Here is a 21,447-nt window from a genome sequence, read left to right on the forward strand (position 1 = left end):
TTCACATTTAGACAAAATTCGTCAAATTATTTGATATACTTATGTTCGAAGGCCGCATCTAAGGGGGTAAATGAATGAAGGTGTTTGTTGCCAGACAGCCTATCTTCAACAGGAATGAACAGGTTGTTGCTTATGAACTTCTTTACCGGGAGAGCGAAGAGAACCGTTATTCGGCCGCAGACGGAGATAAAGCTACGACTGATCTCATTATTAACAGCTTTATCAACATCGGAATCGAAAAGCTGACTGAGGGAAAACGCTGCTTTGTGAATTTTACAGAAAGCCTGATGTTTTCAGATCTCCCTACCTCCTTTGATCCTGACCAGCTCATTATCGAAATTCTTGAGGACATACCGATCACTCCGGCTCTGATCTCAAGATGCAGACAGCTGAAGAAACTAGGATATACATTAGCACTTGATGATTTTTACGCCATCAATCCGGCAAATGAAGAATTATTGGAACAGCTGATGAAATATATTGATATTTTAAAAATCGACTTTTTGCAATCCTCGCGTCTGGAACGCAAAAAAATCATTCAGACGTACAGCTGTAAAAGCCTGATTTATTTAGCGGAAAAAGTGGAGACAAGAAAAGATTACAAACAGGCGGCCATAGACGGCTTTCACCTGTTTCAAGGATATTTTTTCAGTGAACCGCGTGTCATCAGCGGGAATGATCTGACGTTTCATTTTCATTCTTACTACCAGCTTTTAAACGAATTAAACCAAGACCAGCCCGATATAGAGCGCGTGACGGAATACATAGAACAGGACGTTACATTATCGTATCAGATTCTGCGTTTTTTAAACGGATCGCAGACAAGGCTGAAAAAAAAGATAGACAGCATCCGGCAGGCCATCATGATGCTTGGGCTGAATGAGATTAAGCGCTTGATTTACATTCTTTCATTCAGAGATTTAACGGCGAAAAGCCACTCAAGCCAAAAAGAAATCATTAAGATTTCCTTAATCAGGGCTAAGCTGTGCGAACTGCTTGCGAAAAGGACCGGAAGACCGCAGCCCGCTTCCTACATGCTGATCGGCATGTTTTCACTCATCGATACGCTTCTCCACAGGGAGCTGGAGGATATCGTCAAAGAACTGCCTTTAATTGATGAAGTCGGACAGGCGCTGCTCGGTTATGAAAACGATTATTATAAGATGCTCGGGCTCGTCAAAGCCATTGAATGCAACAACTGGGACTGTGACGAATGGGGAAAAGAACTGGACAAAGAAGCAGCGTATGAATGTTACTTGCAGGCAATCGAATGGTGCCGGCAGCTGATCGTGGATTGATGCTTTAAGCTGACCACCTGAGGGCGATGATGAACCGGCTTTGCTCCCTGATCAGACTGACGCGGATGCCGTCGGGATTAAATGTCACGTCAAAGTCATTTTTGATGCCGGTCTGCTTAATGAGCCGCTTGACCGCTGCGGCGTCAGATGATTCCGCTGCGGTGAGGATGCGGCGCGCAAGCTCTTTTGACGCCGACAGCCGCGCAAGAAGCAGGCGGGCATCCTCCAGCATGCCCGCAGCGTCTTTTGCGGACGCTGTCAAAATATTTGCGGAAGCCTGGGGAGCAGGCGCAGGATTGCGGTACGGCGCGGCGAAAACAGGGCAGCATAGATACACATAATGCATGCGGCGGCCTCCTTCCTGAGATGACATTCGTTATATATGAGTATAGGCCGCGTGATAACGAGTTATGACATGCAAAAAGACCACAATGCGGGGGTTGCGGTCTTTTCGGTGTTTGTCGGTGGATATGCGACGCTGTTCGCCCATTCTGTTTTGAAATTGCGACGACGGGGACTATAGTCCTTGTCGGTTTGTCGGAAAACCGTTAAAAAAACAGCAGAACCACAAAATTGATCTGCTTCATCCTAAACTTCTGCCTTTATCGTAGTTATATAGTCCTGTTCGTTAAATGCTCTATTCGGGACTATAGGATTATCGAGGTTTGCGGTGTCACGCAGATACTTTTACACATACTTTTCGGTGAAAAATCCCGCAAAAACGTTTACACTATTAGTAACAGATCAAATACCTAGGACTCGTTCACCATACACAATTCATTGATCTTTCAAAAAAAGGAGTGTGGAAACGGTGGAAAAGAAATTAGAAGAAGTAAAGCAATTATTATTCCGACTTGAAAATGATATCAGAGAAACAACCGACTCATTACGAAACATTAACAAAAGCATTGATCAGCTCGATAAATTCTCATATGCAATGAAAATTTCTTAAAAAGACTTGGAAACAAGTCTTTTTTTTGTGCATTTTTCACCCATTTCATGGATAAAGTATTATACGATTGTTAAAAAAACAAAAACCCGCTGTCTTTCATCACCTGCATTTAGTAAAATAGAATGGGAGGGTGAAGACAATTATTGAGCAAATGTGTTTAGATGCCGACCAAATCAAGAATAGAATGAAGAGTATAATAGAGCAGAACATATTTAATGAACATCTACTACAGCTTCTTCTTCGTTTTATTGAACCAAAAAAAAATTTTTCTCTAGCTGAATCAGCTGTTTTGCATTATGTGATCTTTGACGGCGAAAATCAAGAAACCGCAGTGAACTTGGGTGCCGCTATTGAAATTCTTACGCTTACTTCCGATATAATTGATGATCTGGAAGATGAGGATAATCGAGATGCTCCTTGGATGAAGATAGATCGTTCACTAGCATTAAGTGCAGCATTTTCATTATACACAGCAGGATTGCAAAGCATTAAATCGATTAGTACGAATCCTTTAGTGATTAAGTATGTATTAAAATATATTCAAGATGCAATGCAGGGTCAACATGATGATTTAATCAATAGACCAGAGACAGAAGATGAATGTTTAGAGGTAATCAAGTTAAAATGCGGAAGTTTATTTGCGTTAGCAAATGTTACTGGTACGCTTTTAGCAACTGGAGAATTCAATAAGTCTGTTGAAAGTTATTCCTATTATAAAGGGATATTTGAACAAATTTCCGGTGATTATCATGCTATTTTTAAGGATAATACTAGTGATATTCTGAAAGATAAACATACATTGATCAATTTATATCTTAAGCGCTTGTTTAATAAGTCTTCTCAAGAATTGCTTTGTATATTCTCAGATCAAAAATTATATTCGCAACTGCGGCTTAATAAAAAAGAGTTTATTCAAAAGCTGTATAATTCTGGAGCATCTCAATATGTTTCGGTTTTATACCAACTATACATGCATAAGTGTGAAACTGAAGTTGAAAATTTAAATTTAGATATAAAGAAGATAAAAATAATAAAAAAACACTTGTTGAATAATAAGAATAATAAGAAGGATGATGAAGATGCAGAATTTAATAAATTATTTTTTGAATTATCCTGATGTATTAAAGAAACTGAAAAGCAATGAAGCTAGCCTTATCGGTTATGACTCTATACAAACTCAAATTATCATTAAAGGGTTTGAGAATTATTTAATGATGGGTGCGGACAATAAAAAATGGGATAATGAATAATAAGCGAAGGGTGTAAATCTTGAAGAAGCTTATAAAGCCATTTACAATATCCATTATTATTTTAAGTGTTATCTATGTTTGTTATGTCGCTTTTATTAACATAAATGGAATTATTGTAGGCACGAAAATTGTAGAAAATAAACATAAAGTATTCGAAGTTGCTGAAATGTCAAAAACCTCGTATGGAAAATTTGTAGGTTTAAAACAAGGTGATATGATTGTCAAAATTAATAATAAAAAACCATCTTTAAAATATCTAAAAGGGGATACTCTCTATCACGTTAAGAGCTTAGATATAAAAAGAAATGGACAGCAAATTCATTTAGATGATTTTGATATTGTTAATTTAAATGGATACTACAGTTACTTTTTATTTGTCCTTCCCCTTGTATTTTATTTTTTGAGCTTAATTTGTATATTTTATATTGTAAAGGTGAGTCAAACCAGAAAATCGATAGCTGGGTATGTCCTAATTCTCTTCCTGTTAGATATCTCAATAGCTTATATGAGTGCTGGTGGTCCCTCAAGAGGTCATGAATTTAACAGATATATAAATTTGTTTACCTTCATTGCCTCACCTATATTTTATCTCCAGTTTATTCAAGAGTATTTCAAGGAATTAGGTAAAAAATTTGCCAATCGCTTGATTTCTTTTCTATATATCATACCGATAATTAATCTCTTAAACGAACCGTTTCGACATATTTATTCATATGACTTCACAACAAATTTAAATTTAGTATCGTTTTTCTTCGTGACTCTCTATGCATTTATATCTGTTTTCTATCATCTGTATAAATTCAAGTATTCAGAACATGCTTATATTCTTAAGATTTTAATTTTAACAAACACGCTCTCTTTTTCGCCCTTTTTGCTTTTTTATGTAATCCCAATTATTTTGACAGGAAGTTATATATTAGATGCGTTGGCAGCGGCATCCCTGCTCGTACTTATCCCATTGGGGTTGGTATACCAGTTCGTAGCTAACAAAATTTTTGATATTGAATTCATTTTAGGCAGGATGAGGTACTATGGCTTGCTTGCCTTAGTTCCAGCCCTTTTTATTGTTGGGATTTCAGCTTGGTTCGAGTCAATAGATATACAAATGAATCCTGCTCAGCAAACTGTATTTTTCTTTATTGTGATATTTGTCATCTTTTATTTTAAAGAAGTAATGGATTATAAATTTCGGTTAAAACGTTTTTCTGAAAAATTTAATTATCAAGATAGTATATTCAAATATACTCAGCTCATCAGAAGTATAACATCTTTAAAACAAATGTTTAAAGAACTAAAAAAGACGATTCTGGATGTTCTCCTCGTCAGTAAAGCTTATGTCTTTGAAGTTACCTCTGAGGGTGACATATTATATCATGATAAAAAGGATAACGAACCTGACTGGGAAATGTATTCAAAAGAATTTAAGAAAGTTACTTCAGAGATTGGGAAAATCATTGAGCTAAACCGCGGTTTCTTAATCAAGATAGGAGAACGCGGGGGAAGTTCTTATGTTTTGCTTTGTTTGTCCGCCATTAATACACCGAGACTGACACGGGATGAGATTTCATGGCTGAAAACATTGTCTTTCTATACGAGTGTCTCTATGGAAAACGTGATACAGATCGAAGAACTCATGAATCATTTACAAGACCTAAAACAACAAGGCTCAAACCCGGTCTGGCTCAAAAAGCTGATGTTTACGATCGAGGAAAAGCAGCGGTCGGATTTGGCCCGTGATCTGCATGATTCGGTGCTGCAGGATTTGATTTCTTTGAAGCGCCAGTGTGAGCTGTTTCTGGCTGATTTTAAAAGAGAAGAGCCTTGCCAGTTAGAGGTGCAGGACAAGCTTCATCAGATGAATGAGCAGATGTCGGATGTTATTTTGATGACCCGGGAGACGTGCCATGAGCTTCGGCCTCAGCTGCTGTATGATTTGGGTCTGGTCAAGGCGGTATCCAAGCTTGCCGCGCAGCAGCAGGAGCGTGCGCCGTTTCATATCCGTCTGAATACGGGCCGGTTTACGGCGGCGCTGGATTTGGATACGCAGCTGAATTTGTACCGCATCATTCAGGAATTTCTTTCGAATGCCATGAAGCATTCACAGGCCAATGAGGTGCTGATTATGCTGATCAGCATTCAAAATAAAGTGATTCTGCATTATGAAGATGACGGGGTCGGGTGCAATCAGGAAGAAGGCGGCGGACAGTCGATGAGCATGGGGCTTTCGGGCATTAAGGAGCGCGTCCGGGCGCTTGACGGCCGGATGAAAATCGACACAAGTGAAGGAAATGGTTTTAAAGCGGATATTGAAATGGAATTGTAACCAATTTATCACCAAATCGACTTGGCAGAAGCCAAGTCTTTTTAATAAAATGGAAATGAATGAGTAAAAGGGAGGAAACCATGAAAAAGATACTAGTGATTGATGATCATCCGGCTGTCATGGAGGGCACCAAGACGATTCTGGAAACAGACACGAATCTTTCTGTCGATTGTCTCAGTCCCGATGCCAGTGAACAGTTCGTTCTCCGGCATGATTTTTCAGCTTACGATCTCATATTAATGGATTTAAATCTGGGTGATGACCTCAGCGGCATAGAGCTTTCCAAGAAAATCTTAAAAGAGAATCCTCTCTGTAAAATCATTGTCTACACAGGCTATGAAGTTGAAGATTATTTTGAAGAATCCATCCGCGCGGGCCTGCATGGCGCCATCAGCAAAACCGAATCTAAAGAGAAAATCATGCAATACATATATCACGTGCTCAACGGACAGATCTTAGTTGATTTCTCCTATTTCAAACAGCTGATGACCCAGCAAAAAACAAAAACGTCTTCTTCCCCTCAAAGTGAGCAGGATCGGTTAACTCCGAGAGAGCGCCATATTCTCCAAGAGGTCGAAAAAGGTTTGACCAATCAGGAAATCGCCGATGCGCTTCACTTAAGCAAGCGGTCGATTGAATACAGCCTGACATCCATTTTTAATAAGCTGAATGTCGGCTCCCGCACTGAAGCGGTGCTGATCGCCAAGTCAGATAATGTACTATAAACCTTGAAAGGAGAATGATCTATGAATCTGAATCATACATTGCTCGGCGCACTCGGCATTGAAATCACTGAAAACACGGCGGAGAGATGCGTCGCTGTTATGCCGGTGGATAAGAGGACGGTGCAGCCTTTCGGATATCTGCACGGAGGCGCGTCCGCAGCGCTGGCGGAGACTGTTGCAAGCATCGGTGCCCAGCATTTTATCGATCAGTCGAAACAGGCCTGTGTCGGGCTTGAGATTAATGCCAATCATTTAAAATCCGTGAAAGAGGGCGGTACGGTCACGGCGATTGCGGAACCCGTTCACACGGGCAGGACAACCATTGTGTACGGGATTAACATTTTCGATGAAAGAGAAAGGCTGATCTGTGTGTCCCGCTGCACGCTGGCTGTTATAACAAAATAAACAAACAGCCGGAACCCTGAATCGTCCGGCTGTTTGTTTTTACAAATATGAATCTTCTTTTCGTTTGATCACAAAGTTTCTGATCCCTTTATAATCATCCTGAACGCTTCGTTTATCAAGCTCCGTTCCCGAGTTATACGCGGCTCTGCATATGAGGTGCGCCCCGACCGGCGCTGTCAGCAGGATAAAAATGATGCCGAGCAGTATTTTTACGGAAATTTCTCCGGTCAGCATCCACAAGTAACCTAACACCCCGAGCAATATTAAATTAACGCCGAGTGTCGAGCCTTTTGAAGAGGCGTGGGCGCGTGTATACATGTCAGGAAGTCTGAGTGTGCCGAAAGACGCGACCAGGCAGATCAGCGATCCCATCAGAATACAAACGGCGACGGCCCATTTAACGATTTCGATCATTTTCGATAATCTCTCCTTTCTCCAAAAACTTAGCGAAGGCAACCGTGCCGATAAATGATAAAATGCCGAGCAGCAGAATGATGTCCAAAAAGGCCGTTGTTCTTAAGAGGATAGATACGAGCGCGGTCATGGCAATCAGATTGATGCCGATCCCATCAAGCGCGACGACCCGGTCCGGTATCGTAGGCCCTTTAATGACTCGAATGACGTACAGAAGAGTCGAAACCGCCATAATGCCGAGTGATAATTGCAGAATAAACGTAAACATCAGCGGCTCACCTCCTGAATGGCTTTCTCAAAAGAGACGCGGATGTCATGAATCGCTTTCTCCGCATCCTCAATGTCCATGGCGTGTATATAGAGAATCGACCGGTCATCGGAGATATCCATCACAAGCGTACCCGGCGTCAGAGTGATTAACAGAGAGAGCAGTGTGATCTCCCAATCCTCCGTCAGTTCCGTCTTAAACGCGAAAATGCCCGGGCGGATGTTCATCTTCGGCGAAATAACGGTTTTCAGCACGCTGACATTGGCCAGATATAATTCTTTTATAAAGATCAGCATCAGTTTGATGACCGACCATATTTTCCAAATGTAAAACGGCCGCGAGAAGAAGCGCCGGAAAAAAAACAGCGCCGCCAAGCCCGCGATAAATCCGGTAACAAATCCCGCCGCGCTGAGGCTGTTTGTGAGAAACATCCAGCAAACAGCGAGAAGAACATTTAATAATAGTTGCAAAGCCATGCCATCTACTCCTTCAAAACAGCTTCAATGTATTTTTCCGGATTCAGCAGATTCTCAGCCGTCTGATTGACATACGGTGAAACCCATTCGGTTCCGAGCCCGAACAGAAGCGACAAAAGGAGAAAAGCGGCTGCCGGATAAAGAAGCCCTTTTGCGGACCGTCCGCCCGCGCCCGGGATTTCTTTTTCTTCTCCCCAAAAAGCCGTCGTAAAAACCTTCAGCACGGAATACAACACAAGCAGGCTTGACAAGAGAATCAATACGGAAAACAATGTTTCCCCCTGATCAAAACCGCCTTCAGCAATCTTCAGCTTGCCTACAAATCCGCTGAACGGCGGGATGCCGGCCAAAGATATGGCGGAGATAAAGAACATCCAGCCCAAAACGGGATAACGGGTGATCAGGCCGCTCATTTTATGCAGACTGGCCGTGCCGGTCAGCGTGATAAGCGTTCCCGCCAGCATAAACAGCGCTCCTTTTATCAGCATATCGTGAATCAAGTAATAAACCGCTCCTTGAATGGAGGCCGGGGTGTTCATGGCGATGCCGAACAAAATCACGCCGACGGCTGTAATAATATTATAGATGACGATTTTCATGACATCCGAAAAGGCGATAGACCCGATTACGCCGAATAACACCGTCAGCATCGCAAGCCACATCATCAATTGGTGGGTAAAGCCTGCATCGTGAATGAAAATCAAGGTGAATACTCTCAAAATGGCGTACAGGCCGACTTTCGTCAAAAGAGATCCGAATAAGGCCGAAATCGCAGCCGGCGGGGCGTAATAAGAGCCCGGCATCCAGAAATACAGCGGGAATATCCCGCCCTTTAAACCGAAAACGACGAGAAACAGGACGCCGATGACACTTATCAGCCCGGACTGGCCCGATTCGCTGATTTTCACGCTTAAATCAGCCATATTCAGCGTCCCCGTCACCGCATATAAGTAACCGACACCGATGACAAAAAACGCGGATGACACAATGTTGAACACGATATACTTCAATGATTCTCTTAATTGAATTTTCGTTCCGCCAAGCACGATCAGCATGTAGGATGCGATAAGCAGAAGCTCAAAAAAGACGTACATGTTGAACAGGTCACCCGTCAAAAACGCTCCGCTTACACCCGCCAGAAGAAACTGCACACCTGAATAATAGAAAGCGCGCTCCCGTTTTTCTCCGATAGAGCGGAAGGAGTACAAAATGACGAGCAGCCCGATGACGGCGGTTGTCAAAACAAGCAGTGCGGCGAGCTGATCAGCGGCGAGCACAATGCCGTACGGCGCTTTCCAGCCGCCGAGTGTCAGCGTCTGAATTCCGTGTGTAAAAACCGTTTGAACGAGAACGGCGCTGATGGCGATGGAGACACAGGAAGCGGCAGTGCTGAATATCCGCATCAGCATCACGTGCCTGTTCATAAAAATCAGCAGCACTGCGCAAAGCAGCGGCACCAGAATAGGCAATATCACAAAGTTATTCATGTTGATCATTTCCCCTCATTCGATCCATATCGTCCGTTTTCAGTTCCTGATAGGCGCGAAACGCCATCACAAGCAGGAAGGACGTGACGCCGAACGAAATAACGATCGCCGTCAGTATGAGTGCCTGCGGCAGCGGATCGACAAACGATGTGCTTTTTCCGCCCAGTATGGGAGGGGCGCCTTTTTTCAGTCCGCCCATGGTCAGAAGCAGCAAATGGACGCCGTGGCTTAAAAGCGCGGTGCCGATAATCACGCGCAGCAGACTTTTAGAAAGCAGCAGGTAGGTTGCCGCCATAAACAAAATACCGGCAATGACAGACATTAAGATTTCCACTATTCTTCCTCTCCAATCGTTTGAATAATGGTCATCGTCACGCCGACAACAACGAGATACACACCTAAATCAAACAAAGTGGCCGTCGCAAGCTCCGTATTCCCGAGCACCGGGAGATGAAAATGGCCGAATGTATGGGTGAGAAAGGGCGCTCCGAATAAGAACGAACCTGCACCCGTTGCAATCGCAATAAGCAGACCCGCGCCCGCTACATAAATAAAATTGACGGGCAAAATCGACTTGACGGTTTTTAAATCAAAGGCCAAAAGCAAAAGCACAATGGCCGAAGATGTAATCAGCCCGCCGACAAATCCTCCGCCGGGAGCGTTATGCCCCGATAAAAATAAATAGAAAGAGAAAAGCAGAATAATAAAAGATACAAGTTTCGTTGCCGTCTGAAGGATGATGTCGTTTGTTTTTTGCTGTCTCAACGCTCTTCTCCCTCCTCTTTTACTTTCGTTCTGATCATGCTGTAAATGCCGAGTGCGGCAATCGACAGCACCGTGATTTCAAACATCGTGTCAAATCCCCTGAAATCAACGAGGATGACGTTGACGATATTATTGCCTCCGCCAAGCTTATGGCTATAAGCCGTGAAAAAAGAGGCGATACTGTCTTTTGTTTTTTCACTGGAAGACGCGATTCCGAGCATTGTCACGATGACGCCGACACCGAGAGAAATGATAAAATTCGTCAGCCGGAATGTTCGGGTCTTCTTTTTCCGCCGCATTTTCGGCAGATGATAAAAACAAAGAAGAAACAAGGCGACGGATATCGTCTCAATGACAAGCTGCGTGAGCGCCAGATCGGGCGCTCTGAAAATCACGAAAAACAGCGCGAGCGTATACCCGACAACTCCGAGTGAGATAATGGCCGTCAGCCGCGATTTGGCGAACACAGTCGCAATCGTTGCGCTCACCATAACGAGCGACAGCACGATTTCATACAGACCGATCTCAGCCATTCCTTTCGTTGTCATGGAAAAGCCGCCTTTCATTACGAACGCCGCTCCGATGAGAATGATAAACGCCGCAAAAATATACAGCAGATAATCCCGCAAAAATCCGGTCATATAAGATGACGTCAGCTGGTAAGATCTTTTTTCCATACTGCCCGTCACCGCATTGTAAAGCCGGTTCAGCGTCAGTTTTTTCGGAAACAGACTGTATACCCGCTCCCATTTAGACAGAGACACATAACCGATCGTGCCGACAATGATAATGCCGACGGTCATCAGCACTTCAGCCGTCACACCGTGCCACTGGGAAATGTGGACATGGAATGTATCTCCGCCGGTTAACAGAGCCGGATAAATGGAATTCATCGCCGGTTCAATCAGGCTGTAGGACAAAACATTCGGTGCGAAAAACAGACTGACGGCGCAAGCGGCAAGAATCACCGGCGAAATCAGCATGCCGAGCGGAGCTTCATGCGGCGTCTTTTCAAGCTGATCCGTTTTGCGCGCGCCACTGAACGTTCTGAAAAACAGCTTCATGCTGTAGATAAACGTGAAGACGCTGCCGATCCACGCCAGAACGGGGAACAGCACGCCCCACGTATCCAGGCTGAAAATATCTGCATGAGCAATCCGCAGCATACTTGTAAAGAACATTTCTTTACTTAAGAAGCCGTTAAAAGGAGGGAGGCCGGCCATGGAAAACGTTCCGATCAATGAAACGGTAAACGTTATCGGCATAAGCGCCATCAGTCCGCCGAGCCTGCGGATATCCCTCGTTCCCGTTTCATGGTCGATAATGCCGACCGCCATAAATAAACTTCCTTTAAAAGTAGCATGGTTAATTAAGTGAAACACAGCCGCGGTCACAGCCGCCGTGAAATACTCCGAATGCTGAAAGTGAAGCGCGGCGGCTCCTGCGCCGAGCATCGATACAATCATACCGAGCTGGCTGACTGTGGAAAAAGCCAGAATCGCTTTTAAATCGGTTTGTTTAATCGCGTTGAAGGAAGCCCATACCATCGTGATCAGACCGACTGAGGCAACCGTCCAAAACCAGACGGGTGAAAACGCAAAAACCGGACTGAATCTGGCAATCAGATAAATGCCCGCTTTCACCATTGTTGCCGAGTGCAGGTAGGCGCTGACAGGAGTCGGGGCTTCCATGGCATCAGGAAGCCAGATGTAAAACGGAAACTGCGCTGATTTCGTAAAGGCCCCCAATAACAGGAGAACCATTGCCGGAATAAAGAACGGATGGCCGGCGATAATATGCACCTGGTTGACCATTTCCCTGATACTGAATGAGTCCGTCATCAGATACAGCAGGATAAAGCCGCCGAGCATGCACAGTCCGCCGCCGACGGTAATCAGCAGTGATTTTTCCGCCCCGTAGCGTGATTTCTCCCGCTTATGCCAATACCCGATTAATAAAAAGGATGACAGGCTTGTCAGCTCCCAGAACATATAAAGCACAATGACGTTATCGACTAGCACAACGCCGAGCATCGCGCCCATAAACATCAGCAGGTACACGTAAAAGGGGCCGAGCTTTTCTTTGTCCTTCGATAAGTAAAAAATACTGTAAAGTGTCACCAGAGAACCGATGCCCGTAATCAATAAAGCGAATAACAGCCCGAGTCCGTCAATATAAACGGTATAGTTAATACCGAGGGAAGGAATCCATTCGGCCGCATACCGGACGGTTTCTCCCGCCATTGTCAGCGGGAGCTTGCTGATAAAGTAAACAAACAGCACAACGGGCAATATCAGCACAAACCAGCCTGTATGGACTTGTTTTACCCGTTTATAAAGAAAGGGAACGATAAATGCAAATAAAAAAGGCGCCAAAATCGCGAAATGTAACAGCTGCAACAGAAGACCTCCTTTGCTTGTTTTTCATCAAGCAACTGCTTTATGTAAGAGTGAAAAAATCAATTCACGGTCATAGGACCCAGTACAAATTATATCGCACTTTTTTTTACCCTGCTATGGCATAATGTATTCCTCTCTGTGTTTTTGTGGTCTTTTGAACCTAAAATAAATTTATCAAATATCCGGATCTTTGTATATACATTTAGCTTTCAGATCAAGCTTTACAAAAGGAGCTGGTCAGATGAAAAGAAAGGCGGCAGCCTGTATTGGAATATTTTGTTCCATTATTTCAGGAACATTCATAGCGGACGATTTCTGCAAAGGGAGGCAGGAGACGGAGGCAGATGAATGGGAGTATTTTTTTCTCGGGACAGAATACGCGCACGACAAGCTGAGTGCGGCTGAATCAATGCAAAAGCCGTTTCAGCCGCGTGAATATATTAGAATCGTTTATAGATGAAAAGAGTTCCGGCATCAGGGCGCGGAACTCTTTTTGTATGATGATCAGCGTTTTCCTTTAATATAAGGGATGCCGTTGGCTTTAGGCGCATCCGCGCGGCCGATGAACCCGGCAAGCGCGAGAATGGTCAGAATGTAAGGAGCCATCAGCATGTATACATTCGGAATGTCTTTGAACAGGGGCAAAAGCGAGCCGATAATGCTCAAACTCTGCGCAAATCCGAAAAACAGCGCAGCCCCGAGCGCGCCGATCGGATGCCATTTGCCGAAAACAAGCGCGGCAAGAGCGATAAAGCCTTGTCCGGAAATGGTGGAGTGCGTGAAATCAAGCGCGATTGTGGAAGCATATACACCGCCGCCGAGCCCGCCAAACAGCCCGCTGATCATGACGCCGATATAGCGCATGGCGAACACGTTGATTCCCATCGTATCTGCCGCCATCGGATGTTCCCCGACAGAGCGGATGCGAAGGCCGAACGGTGTTTTGAATAAAATAAACCAAGAAACAAAGGCCAGTACGATGGCTAAAATCGAAGTATAATATACGTCAGAAAAGAAGATCTTTCCTAAAACCGGAATGTCGCTTAACCCCGGAATGTTCGTTTTGTAAAAGGGCTCCGGGATTTTATCAGTCTGCGCCTTGCCGTATATCAGCTTAACGATAAACAACGTCGCTCCTAACGCGAGCATATTGATCGCCACCCCGGTTACCGTCTGATCGGCGCGGAAAGAAACCGCGGCAGCCGCGTGAATCAGCGAAAACAGTCCGCCGGCAATCATAGCCGCAGCCAGGGCGAGCCACGGGGCAGCGGCGCCGAGCTCACGTCCGAAAAATAAGTTGAACATGACGCTTGTAAAGGCGCCGATAATCATCAGGCCTTCCAGACCGATATTGACAACCCCCGATCTTTCAGAAAACACGCCGCCGAGAGCGGTTAAAATAAGCGGAGCCGCATAAACGAGTGTGGCCGGGACAATTATGGATAAAATCTGCAGGAAGTCCACTTACTTCGCCCCCTTTTTCTTCAATTTATCAAGGATGAGCCGGATGGCGTAGCTTGATGCCACAAACAAAATAATAATGGCGATGACGATGTCAACGACTTCAGAAGGCACACCGGATTCAATCGGCATATTTAAGGCGCCGACTTTAAGGCCGCCGAGAAGACAGGCCGCAAGAACCACGCCGATTGCCGTGCTGCCCCCTAGAAGCGCAACCGCGATGCCGTCGAATCCGACTCCGGTAAACGCGCCTTTAACCGCCGCGTATTGAAAGGTTCCGAGTCCTTCCATCGCCCCGGCAAGCCCCGCGAAGGCGCCGGAAATCATCATGGCATACATCATATTTTTTCTGACGCTCATTCCGGCGTATTGTGCCGCGTGCTGATTAAAGCCGACAGCCCGAAATTCGAATCCGCTTTTTGTTTTATGAATGATAAACCACATGAAGACTGCTGCAAACAGAGCGATCAGTATCCCCCAATGAAGGCGGGAGTAGTCTGTCAGCTGCTCTAAAAACGGCGAGCGGAGCGACGCGCTTTCATGAATTTTATCTGTTTTGTCCCTGTGGTCCGTCATGACATCGGATATGAGGTAATTGGTTAAATGAAGAGCGATATAATTCATCATGATCGTGACAATCACTTCGTGAACAAAAAAACGGGCTTTTAAAAATCCGGGAATCAGCCCCCAAATGCCTCCTGCGGCAGCCGCCGCCAATAACGAAAGCGGGAGGTGGATGTAAGCGGGGGCGTCAAAGGAAGTCCCGACCCAAACCGCGGCCGTCCAGCCGACAAGGAGCTGTCCTTCAACACCGATATTGAACAGGCCGGTCCGAAATGCGAACGCCACGGCCAATCCGGATAAAATATAAGGCGTAATCTGCCGGATCGTTTCCCCGAGATAATACGTTTCACCGAAAATGCCATTCCAAAGAGCGGAATACCCGCTTGCGACATTGTAGCCGCTGGCAAGCATGATGACCGCACCCGCAGCCAGGCCAAGAATGATTGCAATCAGCGGCACAGCCAGATGAGAAAGTCGATTAATCATGTATGTTCCCTGCCTCCATTTGCTTACTTCCCGCCATTAAAAGACCAAGCTCCTGCTCGTCTGTTTCCGGCGGATTGACGTTTGCAATGATGCTGCCTTCAAAGATGACGGCGATGCGATCGCTGAGATTCATGATTTCATCAAGCTCAAAAGACAACAGCAGCACAGCTTTACCGGCATCACGCTGCTCAATGAGCTTTCTATGGACGAATTCAATCGCGCCGACATCGAGCCCCCGCGTCGGCTGGGCGGCAATTAATAGGTCGGGATTTCTGTCCACTTCCCGGCCGATAATGGCCTTTTGCTGATTTCCTCCCGAGAGAGCGCGCGCGGGCGTATATTCATCAGGCGTTCTGACGTCGTATTCTTCAATCAGGCTTCGCGCTTTGTCATAAATCGCGTGTTTATTTAATATGCCGACAGAAGAGTAGGGCTTTTGATAATAACTTTGCAGCACGATATTTTCTCCGATTGGAAAATCAAGAACGAGTCCATGTTTATGCCTGTCCTGGGGGATATGCCCGATTCCTGCTTCAGTGACTTTCCGCGGCGGTATGTTTTGCAGCTGTTTGCCGTTTAACGTGATCGTGCCTGCATGTGTTTTTCTGAGACCTGTAATGGCTTCGATTAATTCAGATTGGCCGTTGCCGTCAACGCCCGCAATGCCGACAATTTCACCGGCTCTGACAGAGAGGGAGAGCTGTTTGACCGCCTCAACTCCGCGCGCGTCTTTCACCGTTACATCAGAAAGCGAAAGCACCTCCTGTTTCGGTACAGCCGGCTGTTTATCCGTCTTGAATGAAACTGCGCGTCCGACCATAAGGCTTGCCAGTTCATCCTGATCCGTATGTGCGACATCAAGTGTTGTAATGCCTTTTCCTTTCCGGATGATGGTGACACGGTCGCAGACTTCCATGATTTCTTTTAATTTGTGGGTGATGAGGATAATGGATTTTCCTTCATTGACCAGGTTTTTCATAATCTGAATCAGTTCTTGAATTTCGTGCGGGGTCAGCACCGCGGTCGGCTCGTCAAAAATGAGAATGTCCGCGCCCCGGTAGAGGGTCTTTAATATTTCCGCCCGCTGCTGCATACCGACAGAAATATCGGCAACTTTAGCTTCAGGATCAATCTGCAGGCCGTAACGGTCGGAAATATCGCGCACGTCCCGGTCGGCGCGCTGTCTGTCAATCCGTCCTAATTTTTTCGGCTCTTTTCCGAGAATAATATTTTCTGAGACAGTAAAGGTATCCACGAGCATAAAATGCTGGTGCACCATTCCGATGCCGAGATCGTTGGCTTTGTTCGGGCTGTTGATGTGAACACGTTCACCCCGCACCCGGATTTCGCCTTTTTCCGGCTGATACAGGCCGAATAAAACGTTCATGAGTGTCGATTTCCCCGCGCCGTTTTCCCCGAGCAGGGCGTGTATTTCACCTTTTTTCACTTGAAGTGTGACGTCATCATTGGCAACGATTCCGGGAAACTCTTTGCGTATATTAAGCATTTCAATGATATAATCCACCGATTTTACGCTCCTTTTCAGAGATGCTTTGATGAAAAAGCTTGGCAAAAGAAAAGCTGCAAGAAGATGCAGCTTTTCCTTCACCGCTCTTTCCAAAAAAGAGAGGGGATAAGCACGAAAGTCTCCTTATCCCCTGATTTCTTACTCAGCCTTGAAGGATTTCAATTCTTTTTCAGTTGAAGGGACCTCGAGTCCGTCCGCGATTTTTTTCTTCCAATCGTCTGTAGCTTTGATGACATCGTCAGAAAGGTTTTCCTTGTGATCCGAGATGCCGACTGCATCCTGTGCCAATCCGTAAGTTAATGTTTTGCCGCCCGGGAATTTGCCGTCACTTGCTTTTTTCGTTAAGTCCTTCACGGCTGTATCCACTTTTTTGACCATTGATGTAAGTGTGACATTGTCTTTTGTGCCTTCAACTTGACCTTCCGCATACTGGTCTTTATCGACGCCGATGACCCATACGTTGCGTTTCGGATCTTCTTTTTTAAGGTTTTTTGCTTCCGTGAAGACGCCCGTACCCGTTGCGCCGGCCGCGTGATAAATGACGTCAACGCCTGATTTGTACATGCTTTCAGCTGTGGCTTTGCCGACATCGGCTTTGTCGAATCCGCCCGCATATTTCACTTCGACGGCCGCTTTCGGATTTGCGGCTTGTACACCGGCGCGGAAGCCGATTTCAAATTTTTTGATTAATTCAGACTCCATGCCGCCCACAAATCCGACTTTTCCCGTTTTGCTCGATAACGCAGCGGCTACTCCCGCGAGGAATGAACCTTCCTGCTCTTTAAATGTAAGGCTCGCCACGTTGTCTTTTTTGACAACGGCGTCAATAATCGCAAAATTTGTGTCTTTGCGCTGATCGGCGATTTCGCTGATGGAATCCTGCATCAGGTACCCGACGCCGTAAATCAGGTCAAAGTGTTCCCGTGCTAATTTATTTAAGTTCGTTGTGTAATCTGCATCTGATTTTGATTGGAGATAGTCAAACCCGCTTTTGCCTTTTGTAAGCCCCTTGTCTTTTCCGAATGCCTGAATGCCTTCCCAGGCGGACTGGTTAAATGATTTGTCATCGACTCCGCCGATATCCGTGACCATGCCGACGGTAAAGTTTTTGCTGCCGGAGCCGTTTGCTTTGTCACTCGAACCGCATGCGCTTAATAGGGTTCCGGCCGCTGCGATGAGCGCAACCGCCATTCCGATTTTGCGTTTTTTCAAAGATATAACCCCCCTGTAAAATATGGCTGATACCGTTTTTTTCAGACTTAAGCCGCCGATAGGATACAGAATCGAAAAACTTTCTGATAATAGTGATGAGACGTCTCTCTTTTTCCCGCTTTGAGCGGCTGTCTCGTATTAGTTCGGGACTTATGTCATATCTGAAAAGATCAGCTAACCAATCATAATTTATCATTTTACCCAGCATAAATAAATAGAAATTTGCTTATTTTTAAAAAAATATCAATATTATGAATCTGTTTCCTCATTTGGATAAATCATCGGCGGCTCCGTCGGGTCATTATTCTTATATAGCATATCAAAACGGAATCTCAAGCCTTTTGTCAGGGGATATGACAGTAAAAAGCACCGTTCACGGCGGAACGGCGCTTTTGACATTATAAATATTGTTTTATGGTGCTGACATTGCCGGTGTTGATATGGTATTGAAAGACGGGTCTGCCGATCGTGCCGTACGCCATCTCTACGTTCAGCACTTGAATGTCTTCAAGAAATTTAAGGTATTTCCGGATGGAGACTTGCGAGATTTCAGTATGCTTGGCGAGGTCTTCCGTAGTAAAAGAGCTGTCGCCGAAAGATTCGATGCTCGCCCAGATGAGTTTAAGCGTGCTTTTTGTCAGTCCTTTCGGAAGGTGAACCTTTTCCGCCGCTACTTTCTTTTGAAAAAGCTCCGCATCTAATTCTTTCTGTGTCATGCTTCTGTGTGATTGATAAACCTTCTGCTTGCGTCTGTAGTCGGAAAGGGCGGTTTGAAAGCGGTCAAACTCAAATGGTTTGATTAAATAATCGACGGCGCCGTACCGAAGTGTTTTTTTGATGACATCCAGCTCGCTTGCGGCTGAAATGACGATGACATCGACCGATTCATTTTGTTTGCGGATTTCCGTTAAAAGCTCAAGACCGTTTTTTCCCGGCATATAAATGTCAAGGAGGATGAGGTCGATATGATGCTCGCTTAACACGTGCAGCGCGCTTTGAAAGGATGAAGCGATCCCTTTCAGCTGAAAGCCTTCAATCTGGCTGAGATAGCGTTTATTTAATTCACCCACCATGGGGTCGTCTTCAACTATGAGTACATTAATCATCATTTTCCTCCTTCGGTTCATACGGAATGCGAAGACTGAAAGTCGTTCCTTCATTCTTTTCACTTGTCACAATCATGTGGCCTTTTAAATTTTCTGTTGCCTGCTGGGTAAAATAGAGACCGAATCCCCGGTTTGTCCCTTTCGTGGAATAGCCTTGTTCAAAAATACGGGTTTGGTCTTCGGCGGACATTCCGGCCCCGGTGTCCGTAATTTCTATATCAAGCAGTCGATCCTGAAACCGCATCGAACACGTAATGTTTTTTTTCGGCATCTGCGCCACCGCGTCAAGCGCATTGTTCAGCAGATTTCCGATAATCGTAATGAGCTCGTGGATGACGGCGGGGTCCGCCGCATTCGGAATCATGCTGCCGAGCTGAATGTCCAGGTCAGCGCCCTGTTCGCGTATATAGCTTTGTTTTCCCAGCAGAAACCCTGCAAGAACCGGACTTTTGACATCGCTGATAATCTCGCTTGTTTCCGTCTTCTGCTGAATGGCGATATCCTTAATATAAGTGCCGAGATCATCATATTCTTTTAACTGGACAAGTCCTAAAATGACATGAAGCTTATTCATGAATTCATGGGACTGTGCTCTTAATGCGTTTGCATACATTTTAACACCGGACAGCTGTTCTGCTAAATGTTTGACCTCAGTTTTGTCCCTGAAAGTGGCGATCGCTCCGACGGTTTGTCCTTTCAGATGAATCGGAACCTCATTAAAAACAAGCTCAAGTCCGTTAATGCGGATATCCCTGTCTTGAAGCGGTTTTTTCGTTTCAATCACCTGCTTCAGCCGGCTTTTCGGAAGAATATCGTTCACATCTTGATCGACCGGATTAGTCGGAATACCCATTTTAATAAAGAGGCGTTTCGCTTCGGCATTGGCGAGCTTAATTTTTCCCCGCGCGTCAACCGCGAGGATGCCTTCCTTCGTGGATTCGAGCATGGCGCTCCGCTCTTCAAGCAGAGTGGCAATTTCATAAGGCTCAAGACCGTACATAATGTTTTTAACGGTGCGGGCGACAATGACGGCTCCTATAACGCCGACAAAAATACTTACGCAGATAATGAAATAAAGCGGTCTCAAACTGTGGCTGACGACATCCTGTATTTTGTTAAGCGAAATTCCGACCGAAACGACGCCCACTTGTTTTTTATCTTTTCCGTAGATCGGAACGAAGGCTCTCATGGATTTCCCGAGCGTTCCCGCTGATGTGCTCGTTTTGATATGGCCGTGCATCGCCGGCTGTTCGTCTCCGCCGGTGAATTTCTTACCGATTTTATTTGCGTCGGGGTGGGTGAGACGGATGCTGTTCATATCCATCACCACGACAAATTCGGTTCCTGTCGTATGCTGGACATCCAGTGTATAGTGCCGGAGCTCTTGCAGCCCTTTTCTTGTTTGCAATGCCTGCGCGACACTCGGTGTTTCCGCGACCAGCTTTGCGGTTCGCAGGGCGGTTGTCCGCTCTTCTTCTTTCACGCGGTCTGCGGTCTGGACGCTGATAGTGAAAAAGGTGATACAAAGTGCGATAAGAACGACAATACAGACGAATATCGTTAATCGGGTTTGCAATTTTAATGTTTTTTTCATGACAGCCTTCCTTACGTTTATCATTCCCGCGTTCTACTTTACTCCGAAAAAGCCGGTTTGTGAAGATCGGGCTCTTATTTCGTAAAAGTGAGGAAAAATGGAATTTTTTATCTTGTCAATGTGTTTTAAGTCCTCCATAATAAGTGAAGTAGATTACAGAAAGGGACTTTTTATATGAAAAATACTTATTGGACGGGTTATTTTCCGCTCGTTGCGATTCTGCTTTTTAGTTCGTCATTATCCATTTCTACCTCGCTTTATGTCATGAAAATGCTTCAGACGCTCGGCATGTATCAGGGAATGCTGGATTATTTCTCTGAGAAAGGGATCAGACTGGCGCTTTTTGCAGCGTTCGCCCTTGTGTATTTTATGCTTTTTTCGGCTTTGAAGCTGATTGCAGACACAGTGACAGAGCTGTCTCTATTGTTTTTCACAAATGACCCTGAAGGGGAAAACCTGAAAAAAATCAGATTAGGCTCTTTAATTTATGTAGGCGGCGGAATTCTTTCCTTTGCGCTTGTGCAGAATGGTTTCTGGATTGCGGCGTTTTTTGCCGTTGTCACACTCGTTTATTTGATCTTCATGGTGTACAGAATCTATTCAACGCTCTCGGTCGTTTCGCTGATCGGTTTCATATTGCTCGAGATTCTGTTTTGGTTTACTTTTGTTATCGGTATTTTGTACATCTTTATCAAGCTTTATAATAGCATAATGGCTAGCTTACCTGTGTAAGC

The 21,447-nt window shown here is 45.2% G+C and carries 22 protein-coding genes; 8 read left to right on the forward strand and 14 right to left on the reverse strand.

Features of this window, described 5'->3' with window-relative positions:
- The first annotated feature begins 74 nt into the window (after positions 1 to 74).
- Entirely contained in the window at positions 75 to 1,298 is a 1,224-nt protein-coding gene (locus ICW23_RS11225) for an EAL and HDOD domain-containing protein (RefSeq protein WP_016938113.1), read from the forward strand.
- A 4-nt stretch (positions 1,299 to 1,302) separates the two neighbouring features.
- On the opposite strand, the gene ICW23_RS11230 is transcribed toward ICW23_RS11225, so the two are convergent.
- Positions 1,303 to 1,644 (reverse strand): YuzC family spore coat inner layer protein, encoded by a 342-nt coding sequence (locus tag ICW23_RS11230; RefSeq protein WP_049627267.1) that lies wholly within the window; start codon positions 1,642 to 1,644, stop codon positions 1,303 to 1,305.
- A gap of 465 nt (positions 1,645 to 2,109) precedes the next feature.
- On the opposite strand from ICW23_RS11230, the gene degQ reads away from it, so the two are divergent.
- The 5 genes from degQ (at position 2,110) to ICW23_RS11260 (ending at position 6,953) form a co-directional block, all read left to right on the forward strand.
- Positions 2,110 to 2,250 carry a degradation enzyme regulation protein DegQ gene (degQ, locus tag ICW23_RS11235; RefSeq protein WP_013353398.1) on the forward strand — a complete coding sequence of 47 codons (141 nt, stop codon included), beginning with the start codon at positions 2,110 to 2,112 and terminating at the stop codon, positions 2,248 to 2,250.
- A gap of 130 nt (positions 2,251 to 2,380) precedes the next feature.
- Positions 2,381 to 3,367: a class 1 isoprenoid biosynthesis enzyme gene (locus ICW23_RS11240; protein WP_316936463.1), complete on the forward strand. Its 987-nt coding sequence runs from the start codon at positions 2,381 to 2,383 to the stop codon at positions 3,365 to 3,367.
- Between the two features lie 152 nt (positions 3,368 to 3,519).
- Positions 3,520 to 5,823, forward strand: a complete 2,304-nt coding sequence (locus tag ICW23_RS11250) for a sensor histidine kinase (protein WP_188154513.1) — start codon at positions 3,520 to 3,522, stop codon at positions 5,821 to 5,823.
- An 80-nt stretch (positions 5,824 to 5,903) separates the two neighbouring features.
- On the forward strand, positions 5,904 to 6,548 hold the full coding sequence (gene comA, locus ICW23_RS11255; protein ID WP_016938117.1) for a two-component system response regulator ComA: 645 nt from the start codon (positions 5,904 to 5,906) through the stop codon (positions 6,546 to 6,548).
- Positions 6,549 to 6,569: 21 nt separating this feature from the next.
- Positions 6,570 to 6,953 carry a hotdog fold thioesterase gene (locus tag ICW23_RS11260; protein WP_016938118.1) on the forward strand — a complete coding sequence of 128 codons (384 nt, stop codon included), beginning with the start codon at positions 6,570 to 6,572 and terminating at the stop codon, positions 6,951 to 6,953.
- A 39-nt stretch (positions 6,954 to 6,992) separates the two neighbouring features.
- Here the strand turns inward: ICW23_RS11260 and mnhG are convergent, their stop codons facing one another.
- From mnhG to ICW23_RS11295, 7 genes are read right to left on the reverse strand one after another with little or no spacing between them, the layout of a single operon-like run.
- Entirely contained in the window at positions 6,993 to 7,367 is a 375-nt protein-coding gene (gene mnhG, locus ICW23_RS11265; protein WP_049627262.1) for a monovalent cation/H(+) antiporter subunit G, read from the reverse strand.
- Positions 7,351 to 7,635: a Na(+)/H(+) antiporter subunit F1 gene (locus ICW23_RS11270; protein WP_188154514.1), complete on the reverse strand. Its 285-nt coding sequence runs from the start codon at positions 7,633 to 7,635 to the stop codon at positions 7,351 to 7,353. Before ICW23_RS11270 ends, mnhG begins: the two co-directional genes overlap by 17 nt.
- Positions 7,635 to 8,111, reverse strand: a complete 477-nt coding sequence (locus ICW23_RS11275; RefSeq protein ID WP_016938121.1) for a Na+/H+ antiporter subunit E — start codon at positions 8,109 to 8,111, stop codon at positions 7,635 to 7,637. The genes ICW23_RS11270 and ICW23_RS11275 overlap by 1 nt, the downstream gene beginning before the upstream one ends.
- A 5-nt stretch (positions 8,112 to 8,116) precedes the next feature.
- Positions 8,117 to 9,598: a Na+/H+ antiporter subunit D gene (locus ICW23_RS11280; protein ID WP_188154515.1), complete on the reverse strand. Its 1,482-nt coding sequence runs from the start codon at positions 9,596 to 9,598 to the stop codon at positions 8,117 to 8,119.
- A complete protein-coding gene (locus ICW23_RS11285; protein ID WP_003152063.1) occupies positions 9,591 to 9,932 on the reverse strand; it encodes a Na(+)/H(+) antiporter subunit C in 342 nt (113 codons plus the stop codon). The genes ICW23_RS11280 and ICW23_RS11285 overlap by 8 nt, the downstream gene beginning before the upstream one ends.
- Entirely contained in the window at positions 9,932 to 10,363 is a 432-nt protein-coding gene (locus tag ICW23_RS11290) for a Na(+)/H(+) antiporter subunit B (protein ID WP_007613424.1), read from the reverse strand. The genes ICW23_RS11285 and ICW23_RS11290 overlap by 1 nt, the downstream gene beginning before the upstream one ends.
- Positions 10,360 to 12,762 carry a Na+/H+ antiporter subunit A gene (locus tag ICW23_RS11295; protein WP_188154516.1) on the reverse strand — a complete coding sequence of 801 codons (2,403 nt, stop codon included), beginning with the start codon at positions 12,760 to 12,762 and terminating at the stop codon, positions 10,360 to 10,362. Before ICW23_RS11295 ends, ICW23_RS11290 begins: the two co-directional genes overlap by 4 nt.
- A gap of 241 nt (positions 12,763 to 13,003) precedes the next feature.
- Between ICW23_RS11295 and ICW23_RS11300 the strand changes: the two genes are divergently transcribed.
- Complete coding sequence (locus ICW23_RS11300) at positions 13,004 to 13,222, forward strand: hypothetical protein (RefSeq protein WP_188154517.1); 219 nt, start codon at positions 13,004 to 13,006, stop codon at positions 13,220 to 13,222.
- A 44-nt stretch (positions 13,223 to 13,266) separates the two neighbouring features.
- Here ICW23_RS11300 and nupQ read toward each other — a convergent pair whose 3' ends face one another.
- The 6 genes from nupQ to malK all read right to left on the reverse strand — a co-directional run bounded on the left by nupQ (position 13,267) and on the right by malK (position 20,713).
- On the reverse strand, positions 13,267 to 14,226 hold the full coding sequence (nupQ, locus tag ICW23_RS11305; RefSeq protein ID WP_016938126.1) for a guanosine ABC transporter permease NupQ: 960 nt from the start codon (positions 14,224 to 14,226) through the stop codon (positions 13,267 to 13,269).
- The gene (locus ICW23_RS11310; protein ID WP_188154518.1) at positions 14,227 to 15,273 is read right to left on the reverse strand and encodes an ABC transporter permease; all 1,047 of its coding nucleotides are present in this window, start codon (positions 15,271 to 15,273) and stop codon (positions 14,227 to 14,229) included.
- A complete protein-coding gene (locus ICW23_RS11315) occupies positions 15,266 to 16,798 on the reverse strand; it encodes an ABC transporter ATP-binding protein (protein ID WP_188154519.1) in 1,533 nt (510 codons plus the stop codon). The genes ICW23_RS11310 and ICW23_RS11315 overlap by 8 nt, the downstream gene beginning before the upstream one ends.
- Positions 16,799 to 16,939: 141 nt before the next feature.
- Positions 16,940 to 18,013: a BMP family lipoprotein gene (locus tag ICW23_RS11320; RefSeq protein WP_060964432.1), complete on the reverse strand. Its 1,074-nt coding sequence runs from the start codon at positions 18,011 to 18,013 to the stop codon at positions 16,940 to 16,942.
- 398 nt (positions 18,014 to 18,411) lie between these two features.
- Positions 18,412 to 19,119, reverse strand: a complete 708-nt coding sequence (locus ICW23_RS11325) for a response regulator (protein ID WP_016938130.1) — start codon at positions 19,117 to 19,119, stop codon at positions 18,412 to 18,414.
- The gene (gene malK / locus ICW23_RS11330; RefSeq protein ID WP_016938131.1) at positions 19,112 to 20,713 is read right to left on the reverse strand and encodes a malate sensor histidine kinase MalK; all 1,602 of its coding nucleotides are present in this window, start codon (positions 20,711 to 20,713) and stop codon (positions 19,112 to 19,114) included. The genes ICW23_RS11325 and malK overlap by 8 nt, the downstream gene beginning before the upstream one ends.
- Positions 20,714 to 20,887: 174 nt before the next feature.
- On the opposite strand from malK, the gene ICW23_RS11335 reads away from it, so the two are divergent.
- A complete protein-coding gene (locus ICW23_RS11335; RefSeq protein WP_016938132.1) occupies positions 20,888 to 21,445 on the forward strand; it encodes a YufK family protein in 558 nt (185 codons plus the stop codon).
- Positions 21,446 to 21,447 lie beyond the last annotated feature (2 nt).

This window comes from Bacillus sp. 1021, from assembly GCF_014534735.1.
GTDB classification, from domain to species: domain Bacteria; phylum Bacillota; class Bacilli; order Bacillales; family Bacillaceae; genus Bacillus; species Bacillus siamensis.